Annotated in this window: 11 protein-coding genes; 2 read left to right on the top strand and 9 right to left on the bottom strand. The window is 34.9% G+C overall.

Annotated features, from left to right (window positions below):
- The first annotated feature begins 368 nt into the window (after window positions 1-368).
- Both WNY98_RS03865 and WNY98_RS03860 read left to right on the top strand, forming a co-directional pair.
- Window positions 369-1334 (top strand): IS481 family transposase, encoded by a 966-nt coding sequence (locus tag WNY98_RS03865; RefSeq protein WP_029770321.1) that lies wholly within the window; start codon window positions 369-371, stop codon window positions 1332-1334.
- 328 nt (window positions 1335-1662) lie between these two features.
- Entirely contained in the window at window positions 1663-3105 is a 1443-nt protein-coding gene (locus tag WNY98_RS03860; protein ID WP_182779533.1) for a capsule assembly Wzi family protein, read from the top strand.
- Window positions 3106-3221: 116 nt separating this feature from the next.
- Here WNY98_RS03860 and WNY98_RS03855 read toward each other — a convergent pair whose 3' ends face one another.
- The 9 genes from WNY98_RS03855 to WNY98_RS03815 all read right to left on the bottom strand — a co-directional run bounded on the left by WNY98_RS03855 (window position 3222) and on the right by WNY98_RS03815 (window position 14088).
- The gene (locus WNY98_RS03855; RefSeq protein ID WP_182779532.1) at window positions 3222-4226 is read right to left on the bottom strand and encodes an NAD-dependent epimerase; all 1005 of its coding nucleotides are present in this window, start codon (window positions 4224-4226) and stop codon (window positions 3222-3224) included.
- Between the two features lie 419 nt (window positions 4227-4645).
- On the bottom strand, window positions 4646-5812 hold the full coding sequence (locus WNY98_RS03850; protein WP_342877173.1) for a nucleotide sugar dehydrogenase: 1167 nt from the start codon (window positions 5810-5812) through the stop codon (window positions 4646-4648).
- A 289-nt stretch (window positions 5813-6101) separates the two neighbouring features.
- Window positions 6102-7184 (bottom strand): UDP-N-acetylglucosamine--undecaprenyl-phosphate N-acetylglucosaminephosphotransferase, encoded by a 1083-nt coding sequence (gene wecA, locus WNY98_RS03845; protein ID WP_182779530.1) that lies wholly within the window; start codon window positions 7182-7184, stop codon window positions 6102-6104.
- Window positions 7185-7238: 54 nt separating this feature from the next.
- The gene (locus tag WNY98_RS03840; RefSeq protein ID WP_342877172.1) at window positions 7239-8348 is read right to left on the bottom strand and encodes a glycosyltransferase family 4 protein; all 1110 of its coding nucleotides are present in this window, start codon (window positions 8346-8348) and stop codon (window positions 7239-7241) included.
- The gene (locus WNY98_RS03835; RefSeq protein WP_342877171.1) at window positions 8348-9721 is read right to left on the bottom strand and encodes an asparagine synthase-related protein; all 1374 of its coding nucleotides are present in this window, start codon (window positions 9719-9721) and stop codon (window positions 8348-8350) included. Before WNY98_RS03835 ends, WNY98_RS03840 begins: the two co-directional genes overlap by 1 nt.
- Before the next feature lie 30 nt (window positions 9722-9751).
- Window positions 9752-10588, bottom strand: a complete 837-nt coding sequence (locus tag WNY98_RS03830) for a glycosyltransferase (RefSeq protein WP_342877170.1) — start codon at window positions 10586-10588, stop codon at window positions 9752-9754.
- A 26-nt stretch (window positions 10589-10614) separates the two neighbouring features.
- Window positions 10615-11706 carry an EpsG family protein gene (locus tag WNY98_RS03825; protein WP_342877169.1) on the bottom strand — a complete coding sequence of 364 codons (1092 nt, stop codon included), beginning with the start codon at window positions 11704-11706 and terminating at the stop codon, window positions 10615-10617.
- Window positions 11707-11821: 115 nt separating this feature from the next.
- Complete coding sequence (locus WNY98_RS03820; RefSeq protein ID WP_342877168.1) at window positions 11822-13075, bottom strand: glycosyltransferase; 1254 nt, start codon at window positions 13073-13075, stop codon at window positions 11822-11824.
- Window positions 13075-14088 carry a polysaccharide pyruvyl transferase family protein gene (locus WNY98_RS03815; protein WP_342877167.1) on the bottom strand — a complete coding sequence of 338 codons (1014 nt, stop codon included), beginning with the start codon at window positions 14086-14088 and terminating at the stop codon, window positions 13075-13077. Before WNY98_RS03815 ends, WNY98_RS03820 begins: the two co-directional genes overlap by 1 nt.
- Window positions 14089-14123: the final 35 nt, after the last annotated feature.

Here is a 14123-nt window from a genome sequence, read left to right as displayed (position 1 = left end):
ATAAATTACTTAAAACCTTATTGCACAAAGAGAAGCAAAAGAGGAGTAAATGAGAAGACATTAAAATAATAGTAATTATGTATTTTTACTTCTCTAAAGCGAAGCGCCTTCTTAACCTCTTTGTGAATAAATTACTTAAAACCTTATTGCACAAAGAGAAGTAAAAGAGGAGTAAATGAGAAGACATTAAAACAATAGTAATTATGTATTTTTACTTCTCTAAAGCGCAGCGCCCTCTTAGCCTCTTTGTGAATAAATTACTTAAAACCTTATTGCACAAAGAGAAGCAAAAGAGGAGTAAATGAGAAGACATTAAAATAATAGTAATTGTGTGATTCATAGAGATCGTTTCAATATACTATGACGCTATGAACAAAGAAATTAAACAACGTTTAAAGTGGATTGAGCTTTACGAAAAAACTAATAATGCGGGCCTAGTTTGTCGTCGGTGTGGAATTTCTAGGCCCACTCTTCGAAAGTGGTATAAGCGATACAAAGAGAAGGGACTAGACGGCCTACAGGACGTTTCTAGACGCCCGCACAGCTCCCCAAACACTAAAATTAATAATCGAATTGAAGAGTGGATTCTTAAACTCAGAAAAAATAGAAAACTTGGTGCCAGAAGAATTCAAAATGAGCTTCTTCGCGAGCATAATTTTCAGCTATCGCTTGCTTCAATTCACAAAGTGCTGACCAAACATGAGGTAAAACCAATAGTTTTTCAGCGGAAGAAAAAAGACTTCATTCGATACCAAAGACCTATTCCTGGTGACCGAGTTCAGATGGATACATGTAAAATTGCACCAGGGATTTATCAATATACTGCTGTTGATGATTGCTCTAGATATCGCGTGTTGGACGTTTTTAAGCGTAGAACGGCAGCCAATACTCTTACCTTCATCGATAAGGTAATAGAAGAAATGCCATTCCCGATACAGCGAGTTCAAACTGATCGCGGAACGGAGTTTTTTGCTGAAAAAGTACAGCTCAAATTGATGGAGCATGGCATTAAATTTCGCCCCAATAAGCCAGGCTCTCCTCACTTAAATGGCAAAGTTGAAAGGTCACAAAGAACTGATAAGGAAGAGTTTTATTCGACCGTTAATTTGGATTTGGACGAACTCAAAAATGAAACGTTACCTGAGTGGCAGCATTACTACAATTGGCAACGCGCTCACGGCTCATTCAAAGGTAAGACTCCAATGGATGTTGTATGTGAACGGCTTGAAAAAACACCGCTTTGGGAAGACGTTCACGCTAACTACGAAACTGAAAATGAACGCATTCAGTTATCGAATTATCAGCGTGATCTTCAACTACGAAAAGTGAAATGATGTCTATGAATCACACAATTAAAACAATAGTAATTATGTATTTTTACTTCTCTAAAGCGCAGCGCCCTCTTAACCTCTTTGTGAATAAATAACTTATAAATCTATTTTTTGTAGGTATAACTTATTAAATGCGTTCACCGCCTGCTTTATAGCAAAACACTACATGCAAGAATGCGCTCGAATTTAACGAATAGTCTATCACCTGCGAATGATAGCTTACTCCTATATATCCCCACTAATATATCGCTTTTTTCTTCCTTACTTAGGCGTTTATTGCTAACCTCGCGTTAACGTTTTTACTTAAACAAATTTTGCTAACGGAATAATTATGCTCAAAAAAATATCACTGTTTATCGGGATGGCAATCAGTGCAAATGCTGTTGCTAAAGGTGGCGTATCACCTTATTTACCTTTAAATCAAGCCCCAGAACTTGAGCACCAAGTACAACGACTTTTAGCCGTAAGTAAAAATACACATATTATGAGTAAGCCTTATAAAGCGCACGATATTTATAGAGTGCTGCAAACAGTAAGGCATACTTATCCAGAGTTATATCAAACACTTTCGTACCAACTTAGCCCCTATATTCAAAGCGATGCAGGTACATTTGCCAAAGTAACACTTGCTGCTGGCACAAAAGATAAAACACTGCCAAACCAACGCGGCCAAACCACTAAAACCAACTTAATTGTTGAAGGTGGTGCTTATGCTAACTTCGGGCGTTACTTTGGTGTAAGTGTTGCAGGCATAGCCAACGAAGACGAAATATTACCTACACAAAGCTTTTTTTACCTTGGTAATAAATATGCGCAGTTAGATGTAGGCTACCGAGAACATTGGTATTCACCTTTTAACGACAGCGCGATGCTATTAAGTACACAAGCTAAAACAACCCCTTCAATAACCCTAAGTAATGTAGAGCCAATAACCAGCTTTAAAATTCGTTACGATATGTTTATTAGTAAAATGACAGAGCAAAGCGGAATTTTAAAAGAAGGAAGACAAACAGGAGTCGCTAATGTGTATGAGCCAGGCAAGCCTTATTTATTTGGCTTACACACTAGCTTTGCAGCAACCGATAATTTAACAATAGGCTTAAGCCGTTTGATGCAGTTTGGTGGCGGTCCGCGAAGCGTTACTTTAAAAGATTTTACTGAGGGATTTTTTAGCCCTGGCAGCAAAGACAATGTTGGTCGTGATGATGCCGATGAGTTTGGAGAAAACTTTGAGCTTGGAGATCAACTAGGATCCATAACATTTGCCTACAACAATAGTATTTACGCACTTCCTTATGAGTTTTATGGCGAGGTTGCGCTTGAAGACACGTTAGGTGGATCTCGTAATAATGCCTACAGTTTTGGACTCTACTTACCTTTTATTGCTAATAACCACAGCCTACGTTTTGAGCATAGTAACTTACAAAAAGGTTGGTATAACAACCGTCTTTACCTTGATGGCAACCGTAATTCAGGTAATGTTATTGGCCATTGGCTAGGTGATGAGCATGACTACACCGATTACACACCAGCTAAATCTATGAGCGTAAATTGGCATTGGCAATTAAGTAAAATAGAAAGCTTAAATACCACTATTCGTATGCTTGAAAATAAACGTGATGGTTATAAAACAAGTTATGAGTTACAAACAGCCTATACGCGGAAATTAAGCAAACCAATAATGGGCGCTAAAAGTTGGGGAGCTGAGCTGTATCAAGGAAAGGATGTATACGGGGAAACGTTTGCTAGGTTAGGTGTATTTGCCAATTTTTAACACCTTGTAGGTGCGAATTTACTTCGCGCTCAGCTAACCTAACTTTATTAAAAGCCAATAAAAAACACTGTCTCAAATGAAAACAGTGTTTTTAAATGACTTACAAATTATAACCTTTATTTATAAAAGCTTTTATACCACTTAATAAGCTCACTAACGCCTTGCTTAACACCAACTTGCGCTTTATAGCCTGTTGCATTAAATAAATCCGTAGTATCAGCATAAGTTTTATAAACATCGCCGGCTTGCATTTCACGGAAGTTCTTTTTAGCTTCAGTACCTAACTCAGCCTCAATGGCTTCAATAAACTTCATTAGGTTTATTGGGCTACCGTGGCCAATATTATAAACCGCATACGGAGCAGAGCTAGAAGCTGGTGAACCGTTTTCAACTCTCCAACCTGGATTTGCAACTGGTATAACATCAGCAGCACGAACAACACCTTCGACAATGTCATCAATGTAAGTAAAGTCACGCCACATATCGCCGTTGTTATTTATATCAATAGTGTCGCCGGCAAGTATTTTTTTAGTAAAAATATACGGTGCCATATCTGGGCGACCCCATGGGCCATAAACGGTAAAAAAGCGTAAGCCTGTTGTAGGTAGGCTATATAAATGAGAATAGCTATGCGCCATTAGTTCATTCGCTTTTTTAGTTGCAGCATAAAACGACACTGGGTGATCAACACTGTCGGTTGTTTCAAACGGTGTTTTTTCGTTTAAGCCATATACAGAGCTAGATGAAGCATAAACCAAGTGCTTAACTTTAGTATTACGACATCCTTCAAGCACATTTAAGTGCCCTACTAAATTAGAGTCTGCATAAGCATCAGGGTTTTCTATTGAATACCTAACACCGGCTTGCGCCGCTAAATGTATTACTTTATCAAACTGCTGTGTTTTAAATAACTCGCTCATTGCTGGGCGTTCACTTATATCAAGCTTAATAAATGTAAACGCTTCATGGCTTTCAAACTGCGCTAAACGAGCTAGTTTTAAATTTACATCGTAATAATCATTAAGGTTATCAATACCGACTACTACATGGCCAGCCGCTAACAATTTTTGACATGTTGCCGCGCCAATAAAACCAGCAGCACCCGTTACTAAATATTTCATAATTTCCTAATCTTTAAGCTGATAAAGTTGAAAGTTGAAAGTTGAAAGTTGAAAGTTGAAGACTAAAAGCCTAATCCCAAGTTTCAATAGTTTTCATTAAGGCAGATATCATTTTTGATAACTGCCTAGACTCTTCTATTCAGGTCCGTACTTTTACCTCAATGCCTTTAACTTTTTAAAGCTATGCTTATTTGCTAACGCGCCAGCAACAATAACATCGTAATTATACGACTGAGTCGTAGGCGTAAAGTTTGCGCACGCACGAAAAAAGCCTAAACGAGCCAGCAAGCAAGGCGCCTACAACAATAACATCGCAATTATACGGCTGAGTCGTAGGCGTGAAGCTTGCTCACGCACAAAAAACACTAATTTCAACTATAAGCCTTTAACCTTTGCCTTTAGCCTTTAAACTTTGTTTATTAATCACTACCAAATAAATCGCGTGTATAAACTTTGTCTGCAATATCACTAAGCTCTTCAACCATACGGTTAGATACAACAACGTCAGATATTTGCTTAAATTCATTTAGGTCTTTAATTACGCGAGAGTGGTAAAATTCGCTTTCTTCTAGTACTGGTTCGTAAACTACTACCTCAATACCTTTAGCTTTAATACGCTTCATAATGCCTTGAATAGCAGAAGCTCTGAAGTTATCAGACCCTGTTTTCATTACTAAACGATATACACCAACCACTTTTGGGCTACGCTTAATTATTGAGTCGGCAATAAAGTCTTTACGCGTCGTGTTAGCATCAACAATCGCACCAATAATGTTGTTTGGTACATTTGCATAATTTGCACGTAGTTGCTTAGTATCTTTTGGTAAGCAATAGCCGCCATATCCAAACGATGGATTATTGTAATGATCACCAATACGCGGGTCTAAGCTAACGCCCTGTATAATTTGCTTAGAGTTTAAGCCATGCGCTTCAGCGTAGCTATCAAGCTCATTAAAGTAAGCTACACGCATTGCTAAATAAGTGTTTGAGAACAACTTAATAGCTTCGGCTTCTGTTGAGTCAGTAAAAAGTACTTCAATATCTTCTTTGATAGCGCCTTGCTTAAGTAAGCTTGCAAATACACTCGCGCGCTCACTTTGCTCACCAACAACAATACGCGATGGGTAAAGGTTATCGTGTAGCGCTTTACCTTCACGTAAAAACTCCGGTGAAAATATTAAATTACTAACACCTAACGTCTCTTTAATACCTTGCGTAAAACCAACGGGTATAGTCGACTTAATAACCATAACTGCATTTGGGTTATGCGCTATCGCATCTTTAATTACAGCCTCTACAGAGCTTGTATTAAAGTAATTGTTTTCTACATCGTAATCAGTGGGTGTAGCAATAATTACAAAATCGGCATTTTTGTATGCGGCTACTTTATCAGTCGTGGCTGTAAAATTTAAATCACTACGTGTTAAAAATTCACTAATTTCGGTATCAACAATTGGTGACTTTTTATTATTTAAAAGTGCTATTTTGTGTTCGTCTATATCTAATGCGACCACTTCATTGTGTTGTGCTAGCAACATAGCGTTAGAAAGGCCTACATAGCCTGTACCTACTACGGCAATTTTCATATTAATCCTTTAAGATTAGTTAATAATTAATGTAATGATTCTACCAGAGTTATAAATTAGGCTCTAGCTAAAAGACTTTAGCCAAAATGTAATATCAAATGATATTACTAAAGGTTTTTACAGAATAATAAAAATTAGAAAGAGATGAAAATATTGGAATATACACCAATCAATACTCTCTAATTTACTGCGCGGTTATGTAATTTAACATTATAAAAAGCGAGGTATAAAACCTCACCTACGATATATGTCACCTGTAGGTGCGAATTTACTTCGCGCTCTAATAGTTTTACTTACTCGCAGAGTATTGTTTTTCTGGTAGGTCTAACTTACGCCTAAAAAAGTTTATAATTTTACAGTAATTAATTAGTACAAGCAGGTAAGCTGTAAATACAAATATAAAACTATAAAACATTAAAAATTCTGGTATAACAAAAATCTCGCCAATTATACCAATAACAGCAAATACAGATGCAATTGAACATATTAAAATAAGTGTTTGTGTAGGCGAGCAGCCTAAGCGTTGGCATATATGGTGTAAATGCTCTCGATCGGGCTTAAATGGAGATTTACCCTGTTTAACACGGCGTACCATTATTGCAACCATATCCATTAAAGGTAATGCAATAAGCCACAATGCGGTTACTGGGCGTATCATAGGGTTCCCTGCGGTTTGGCTTGCACCAATTAATAGCCAAATAACAGTAAATCCAATCATCATACTGCCGGCATCACCCATAAATACTTTACGCTCACGACCTATTAGGCCTAGGTTCATAACTATATAAGGGATCATACATACAACGAGTAAGAGGCATAAATAACTTAAACTTTGCTCGTTACTTATACTTAGCAAAATACCAATTGCACCAAATGTAACTACCGAAAGGCCACCTAATAGTCCATCAATACCATCAACCATATTAAAGGCATTTATACAGCCAATAACAGCTAATATAGTAATTAAGCCACCTACGTAACCATAGCTCAAGCTAATATCACCAAACCCTAATATATCTCCAAGTGTAACCAACTCTGCTTTGGCAAAATAAATCATTGCTATAGATATAAGAGTTTGTACCAACATGCGTATTTTTACACTTAAGTCATACCTATCGTCTAATGCACCAACAGCCGTTAAACCCACAATACAGCACATATACAAATTAGCGTGGTTAATCATCCCTGGGTGTGAGTATATGTATTGTACTATGGTAATACATATAGCCACCCCCCCAACAAGAGGTATATTGCCTGTGTGCATTTTACGGCCAGATGGCTTGTCGACTAAACCTATTTTTCGAGCTGCTTTTCTCATTAAAAACAAACTGGCAAAAGCAATAAAAAAGGTAAACGAGAGATCTAAAAACATATTGAATTCCGATATAGAGGTAGGCAATTACTTACTAAAGTTAATAGCTAAGTTTTAAAGGCTATTTAAAGCAAGTAGGTATTTTTTTATCACTATTTTTTCGTCAAATTCATTTTCAATTTTATGGCGACTGTTAATACCAAGTTTAAGGCGTTCAGAATGTGACATGTTTATTATTTTATCTAGAGCATCAGTTAAGCTTTTAGTGCTTTTTGGTTCGCAAATAAAACCATTAAAGCCATTATCAACGGTTTCACGGCAACCTACATTATCGGTTGTCACTATGGGTTTACCCATAGCGCCAGCTTCAAGAAGAGATTTTGGAACGCCTTCGCGGTAATACGATGGCAAAACCATGCAATCAACCTGCGCTATCTCAGCTTCAACATTGTCAGAAGTGCCTAAATAATTAACTACACCTTCATCTACCCAAGCATTCATTTGTGCTTTTGAAACCGCCGAAGGATTATCAACATCTAAAAAGCCTAATAACCTAAACTCAGCACTATTACCATATTTTCTTTTAAGTGCTCGAGCAGCTTCTACGTATTGCCCTATACCTTTATCGAAAAGCATGCGGGCAATAAGTAAAAAGCGAGTAATACCATCATCGGGAGCTGGAGATACAATAAAACGGGATAAATCAGCGCCAGAACCAGGTAGTCTATCCGACTTAACATTCTGGGCTATTTTATGGGACTTAAATAATGCTCTGTCATCTTCATTTTGAAAAAAAATAAAGTCAGCTTTGCTTTGACTATATTTATACAAAACTCTCGCTATTTTTGATGCAAAACTTTCACTTATAAATAAAGTACCTAAACCCGCAATATTATTAATTGATTTAACGCCAGCGAGTCTAGCTGCCAATGTACTGTAAATATTATTCTTAGGGGTAAAGTTTAAAACAATATCTATTTTATAATTTTTATATATTTTATAAAAATTATAAAAAGTGCCCAAATCATTAATAGGGTTTGTGCCACCACTATCAATATTTATATTAATAAATTCACAGCCTAGCTCTTCAAGTTTTTTTGAATACTCATCCTGCGGCGCAATAGCGAAAACCTTATTTCCTGCTGCAATTATTTCTAAAATTGTATTTCTTCTAAAGTTATATAAATACCAACTAGTATTTGCGCTGATTGCTATGGATTTCATTAGGTTACGTTCTTATTTATAAAATCAATTGAATATTGCTTTAAGTTACTAGTTCCAATTTTAAAATTAACTTGAAAAGGTGAAGTTTTAGATGTTTCAAAATAGCCAGGCCAATAAGTCTGAGCCATCTTAGTAATTGGAAATTTATATAGGCCTTTATGAATCGTTTGATCATTGGTTATTGGAAAAAGTATTTTAATAACTTGTTCATCTAAAAATGGAGCTACAATCTTAATATTATATTTATCTGCAAGGAGATATTTTTGCATTTCACGAGCTGGTAATACACGGTATAAATAAATATACCTAATTACAGTATGCCAATCATCAAAGTAACAGTGAAGATCTTTGATATCTTCTAGAAAATAAGCTTCTAGCTCCCCCCCTTCTCCTTCTGATTCTGTCATCACTGTTAATATAGACTTTCTAAAATCGGTCTGAGAAATGCTTTTGATAGCCTTAGTGATACGATAAATTTTTCGCTTTAAAGGAGTCGACTTGTCTTTGTAGACGGGGAGCATAGTTAAAGGTAACAATAAATATCGAATATATTTTAATTTACTCCATAAGTTATATACTTTGTTTAGGGGGAGGCCATTAAGTAATGAGTCAGCTCCTTGCCCATCAACTAAATAAAGCACTTTATCCCCGCCTCCAAGATGATCAAATACCTCTGGAAAGATTACTGAAATAGGATCTGATATCAATTCCCCGGTTTCTGAAATCAGTTCAACAGCCCTTTCGGTTAAATCCAAGTCAAGATCTATTAATTTAAAAGGAACATCTACCTTTTTACAAAGACTTTGCGCGAGCTTTTCTTCATCAGGCAGGCTTGACATTTTACACATCACAGAAGATTTAACTTTGCCACTCTTACTTAAAAAGCCTAAAAGTGCTGAAGAGTCGATTCCACCACTCACTAGCAAGGTCAATTTATTTGACAAAAAACTCTTAAAGAAAGCCGTTAAAGAGTCTGTAAGAATACTGCAAGAATCTGTTCCGGAATGTGAAAAGCTTGGTGTTATTTGATTATAAGTTATTGTATTTCCGATTTTGTACTCGAAATTAGGGACTGTTAGAAATACATTTTGATATTGTGTAAAAGGAGGGATGATAAAACCATATTTTTTATAAAACTCTATACTAGGTTGATAAATACGAGCTTCAACGTCTTCAACAACCTTCTTAAGATTGTCGCTTATAGTCAATATAGCATCCGACTTATGTATAAAAAAGCGTTCTGATAAGGACCGCGTTTTTAATATTAACTTATCATTAACTAAAGAAAAAAGACGCCCATACTCTGACTTCATAACATCTTCTAAGCTACTAAAAGAAATTTCGTCACCGCTAACTTTTACTACAAACTTCATAATTACTCCAAAATGACAACTCTCACTTAATTATATAAGCTTAAGCTTTTTTCTTAAGATGAATAAAATACAACTAAGATCGAGCTTCAGTATTTCACTAAAAGTAATGCTTTTAGACCATAATAGGAGCTTGAAGCGGGAATACTTTATCTGAGATAAAGACATAAGATTTTCATGTTTTTTATGAAAATCCGATAATCCTTTTAGCTTATTTGTTGATGATGAAATTCTGCCTTCTTCGTGCTCAGTATGTAAAATATACTTTGCCTTTTTAAGGCGTAATGCTGGACCGTAATCCTTTATCAATCTAACCCACATATCACAGTCTTGTGCTGAAGTTAAATCTGTATCAAATCCACCACTATTGATAAACCGACTTTTTTCAGTTAATACTTGAGTCCCTACTACATTTTCCCATAAACAATCATAAAGATTTATTACTTTGTCTTTTTTCTCAGAATAGTGTGTTTTATTTCCCTTCTTAGTAATCACTTCTGTATTGGTAGCAACGAAAGAATATGCTTTATTATAATTTTTCACCAAATAAGATACTCGATCTAAAGCAAACTCATCATCATCATCTAAACCAGTGATAAAGAAGCCTGAAGCCATTTTAATACCTTCATTACGCGTGAAACATGCCCCCGAATTACAATTATTTCTTCGGTAAAAAATTGGTATCGATGTAGATTTTCTTTTTCTTCTAATTAAAGTAGGTATATCAACATCTGAACAGTCATCACTAATTATTAGCTCTATGCTAGGGTAGTCTTGCAAAAGAACTGAATTTATAGCTCTCTCCAAAAGTTCTAACCTATTGTATGTAGTTATAACTACGCTCACTAGCGGCTTACGAGATTCTTTCATTAGATTAAGCACCAAAAAAAATAAATTTAGATAACATCTTTAAAATAAAAGCTTATATCCATAACTGAGTAAAACTGAAAAAATATTCCACCAAATAAAACCATTATAAACGTAGTAAAGATGCCTGAGTTAAGAGCTTGTAGTCTATAAGAGCCAATAAACAGGGCTATTATTATAGGTAACATTGACCAACTATAGAGGCCGACTCTGTCAGAATATGGAATTTCGAATAAAATAATAAAAACTGAAAAAATAGCCAAATATGTTTTTAATAGGTAGCTAAAGGATTTCTTTTTTTCTTCTTCTAAAAAAAAGTATAAACCAAGAGGCAAGGCGCTTAAACACCAGAAGTCCAACCTAAATCCTGTTTTATACCTTTCCACCGCACCATCTCTAACAAGGTGGGAATAAGATGAAAACTCTACAGAAGTGAATGATATAACTTGTTCAAAAAAGCCAACTACTGACAAAAAGCTTATACAACCCCATACGGTAAAATAATACTTAATGTGGACTTTTTCAAAACTTAATGCCCAACAAGCCAATACTAGAAATACTGTTTTATGGAACAAGCTAGCTAATAAGATTAGTATGATTCCAGTAACCAACTTGCGGTCAAATAATAGCTTCAGGGCAATAAAGGAGATAGGTAATGCAATACCCTGTCTAAGAACGTTAGCACCTAAATTATAGCTGGTAAATAATGAACAAAAAACTACAACAGAAATGAGTATATAATTTTTATGTATCCAAACTTTGAAGCATATATACCATAATGAAACTTGTATGGCTGCTATAGTAGCCATAAAAAAAGTTTCATTATTTGAAATTTTCCCAATGAGATGTGTTAATAGGATAAACCCCTTTTCTATCCTATATTCATTAGGTATTTCAAGGAAATTTAGATCAGTAAGATTTCTAAATAACCTTAGATAAACTTCTGTATCACCGGGATGATCTGCTGGCCTAGTTGAAACAAAAATAATAAAAAATAAAAAGTAAAAAAAAGATAAAAAACTTCTTTGTAGCGGAGATACAAAAAATGCTTCATTCTTTTTTAGATAGCTAAAACCCGCAAAAACACCGAGAAAGACATAAAAGACAACTAATACTTGCATAATGAACCGTATTTTTATGATGGGTAATTACTTCCATATGATTGGAGTAAATGATATTGAATGTATAGCCGTACGCTAAAATAAAAGACATTGACTTAAAAACATTGTCTTCATATTAACTTTTTGAGTTTTTTTTTGCATTTAAGTAGTTACCAAGAAGGTATTCACCTATTTTTTCAGCACAAAACTTATTTTCTATTACTTCTCTCGCATTAATGGCTATACGTTCCCAATTAGAACTTGTAGAAAATGCATAATTAAGCGCAAAGTAAAAATCTTCTAAATTGTTTTCTTTAAATACATAGCCACTTACCTCATGCTGAACAAGTTCTTTTAGACCGGAGTGATCACTTGCTACAACTATACAACCAAGTGCCATTGCTTCTTTTGCAACATTAGGTATACCTTCGGAATCGCCATTAACACCAGTTAAGCTTGGAACAAGTAAAACGTCATGCTCTTTCATAATCTCAATACATTCTGATGAGCTTTTAGAGCCCACGAATATAACATGCTCAAGCAATTTCTTATCCTCACATAATCTGTAAGCTTCAGCTCTTAAAGGTCCATCACCTACAACCGTAAATATAAATTTTACTTTTCCTAAAAACCTTTCAAGAATCTTAATGGATAAAAGAATACCTTTCTTATCAACTAACCTGCCCACTTGCAAAATTTTAATCGTGCAACTGTCATCTATAACCCTAGGAATATTAAACTCAAACTCATCAATACTTATACCAGAATGTACTACTGAACATTTAGATGAAGATATCCCTTTACCTATAGCCATAACCTTTAAGCTTTCAGATACGAACAAATACTTGCTAACGCCAGAGCATTTGTTCTCTAAAAGTTTTACCTCACAAGGCTTTAAAGCTGATTTAATACTCACGTCAGAGCCTCGCCCGTAAGCTAGAATTTGCCCGCAAGGTATCGACGACTTTGCTAAAACTGAATATATAGCAATTGTCATAAATTGAGCATGTATTATATCGTATTGATTAGTTTTCAATAACTCACGTAACATCGCTGCTTTTACATGATATTTTAAGTTTATATTAAATAAACCTAAAATTGAAAGACTGCGTTCATTGTTGATAATTAAACCTTTAACATAACGAAAAAAAGTCATTATAAAACTTAGGCTAAACTTATTCCTAGAAGAATAAGATTGAACTCTTATTCTTCCATTGCTCAGTAGTTCATAATTATTAATTGACAGAATTTTTAGCTTTTTTATATCAAAGTAATTCACTGTTAATATATCAACTTGTAAATCGTCATGTTTCGCTAATTCACTTATTAGTCTATTTATGAAAGACTGAGATACAGCAGGGTAATCATCTACAATAAGCGCCACTTTCATTATTTGTACTTCTTCTCTGTAAATATACTTTTAATACGATTGTCGATTAATGAAATCCCCTCATCTCTTAGGTTATAATTAGGATTAAATTGATTTAATTTATTGTAGGCTTCTTCAAGCTTATCGATATTGAAATCATTTTTTTCTATACAATAATCGCTAATAGATAGTTGTGAGTATAACCTTTTTGTTTTCGAGTGATTTGGAATAGCTATCACTTTGCCAAGTTGAGAGATAGTTATAATACCAACATGTAACTTACTCGTAATAACTAATTCACTCGAAGATAAATGAGCTATTAGTTCATCAAAGTCTTTATATTGTACGAACTCATAATCCATATCTTCGTAACCTAAATTGGCGAGAACAGTTTTGTACTTCCCAATAGTTCGTTCGTTGAAGCTGACATTATTATCAAATATTAAACTTAACTTCTCAGAGCCTTTACGACTTTTTAAAAAAGCTAGAACATCAGATATAATTTCACTATCAGATGTATCTAAATGAATAGATATCTTACTTTTATTAAAATTAAGATTCTTTGTTCCCAACGCAAGATCCACACATAAATCAATGTTCGTAATCTCCGGAAAATATTCCGAACAATAACTCTTTGATTCAATATCTCTTACTAAAACATCATCACATTTCCTGAGGAAGTTTCTGACTGAAGATCTGTAAAATCGATTCTTAATTGGACCAATTCCTACACCGATTATATGAAACTTTGCATTTTTAAATGGTTTACTCCAAGCAAAATGTCGATTATAGTTTCTGAAAGCCCAACGCCAGCGCCTTATGAAACCTACGTTCGGCTCACCAAAGTAACCTCCTCCGCTATAAAAAACATTTGTTACTTCACTAATCTCACTATCTTTTATAACCGAGTAACCTATGCTTGATTGCTCTTCTTTATTTCCGGAGCAGGCGAGCCTAACGTTCTCCTTTCCCACGTATTGAGCTATTTTCTCACAGAGCAACTTTATTAAAAGCGTGTCTCCAAAATTATTCATAAAATATGAACCATGGACCACTACTAAACCATTTT

This window comes from Pseudoalteromonas sp. AS71, from assembly GCF_038900275.1.
Classification (GTDB): Bacteria; Pseudomonadota; Gammaproteobacteria; order Enterobacterales; family Alteromonadaceae; genus Pseudoalteromonas.
This window is presented reverse-complemented; position numbering and strand designations above follow the sequence as displayed.

Excerpts from the sequence above, each read along its gene's own strand:
- WNY98_RS03865 (WP_029770321.1), top strand. The coding sequence starts at position 369 with ATGAACAAAGAAATTAAACAACGTTTAAAGTGGATTGAGCTTTACGAA.
- WNY98_RS03860 (WP_182779533.1), top strand. The coding sequence starts at position 1,663 with ATGCTCAAAAAAATATCACTGTTTATCGGGATGGCAATCAGTGCAAAT.
- WNY98_RS03855 (WP_182779532.1), bottom strand. The coding sequence starts at position 4,226 with ATGAAATATTTAGTAACGGGTGCTGCTGGTTTTATTGGCGCGGCAACA.
- WNY98_RS03850 (WP_342877173.1), bottom strand. The coding sequence starts at position 5,812 with ATGAAAATTGCCGTAGTAGGTACAGGCTATGTAGGCCTTTCTAACGCT.
- wecA (WP_182779530.1), bottom strand. The coding sequence starts at position 7,184 with ATGTTTTTAGATCTCTCGTTTACCTTTTTTATTGCTTTTGCCAGTTTG.
- WNY98_RS03840 (WP_342877172.1), bottom strand. The coding sequence starts at position 8,348 with ATGAAATCCATAGCAATCAGCGCAAATACTAGTTGGTATTTATATAAC.
- WNY98_RS03835 (WP_342877171.1), bottom strand. The coding sequence starts at position 9,721 with ATGAAGTTTGTAGTAAAAGTTAGCGGTGACGAAATTTCTTTTAGTAGC.
- WNY98_RS03830 (WP_342877170.1), bottom strand. The coding sequence starts at position 10,588 with ATGAAAGAATCTCGTAAGCCGCTAGTGAGCGTAGTTATAACTACATAC.
- WNY98_RS03825 (WP_342877169.1), bottom strand. The coding sequence starts at position 11,706 with ATGCAAGTATTAGTTGTCTTTTATGTCTTTCTCGGTGTTTTTGCGGGT.
- WNY98_RS03820 (WP_342877168.1), bottom strand. The coding sequence starts at position 13,075 with ATGAAAGTGGCGCTTATTGTAGATGATTACCCTGCTGTATCTCAGTCT.
- WNY98_RS03815 (WP_342877167.1), bottom strand. The coding sequence starts at position 14,088 with ATGAATAATTTTGGAGACACGCTTTTAATAAAGTTGCTCTGTGAGAAA.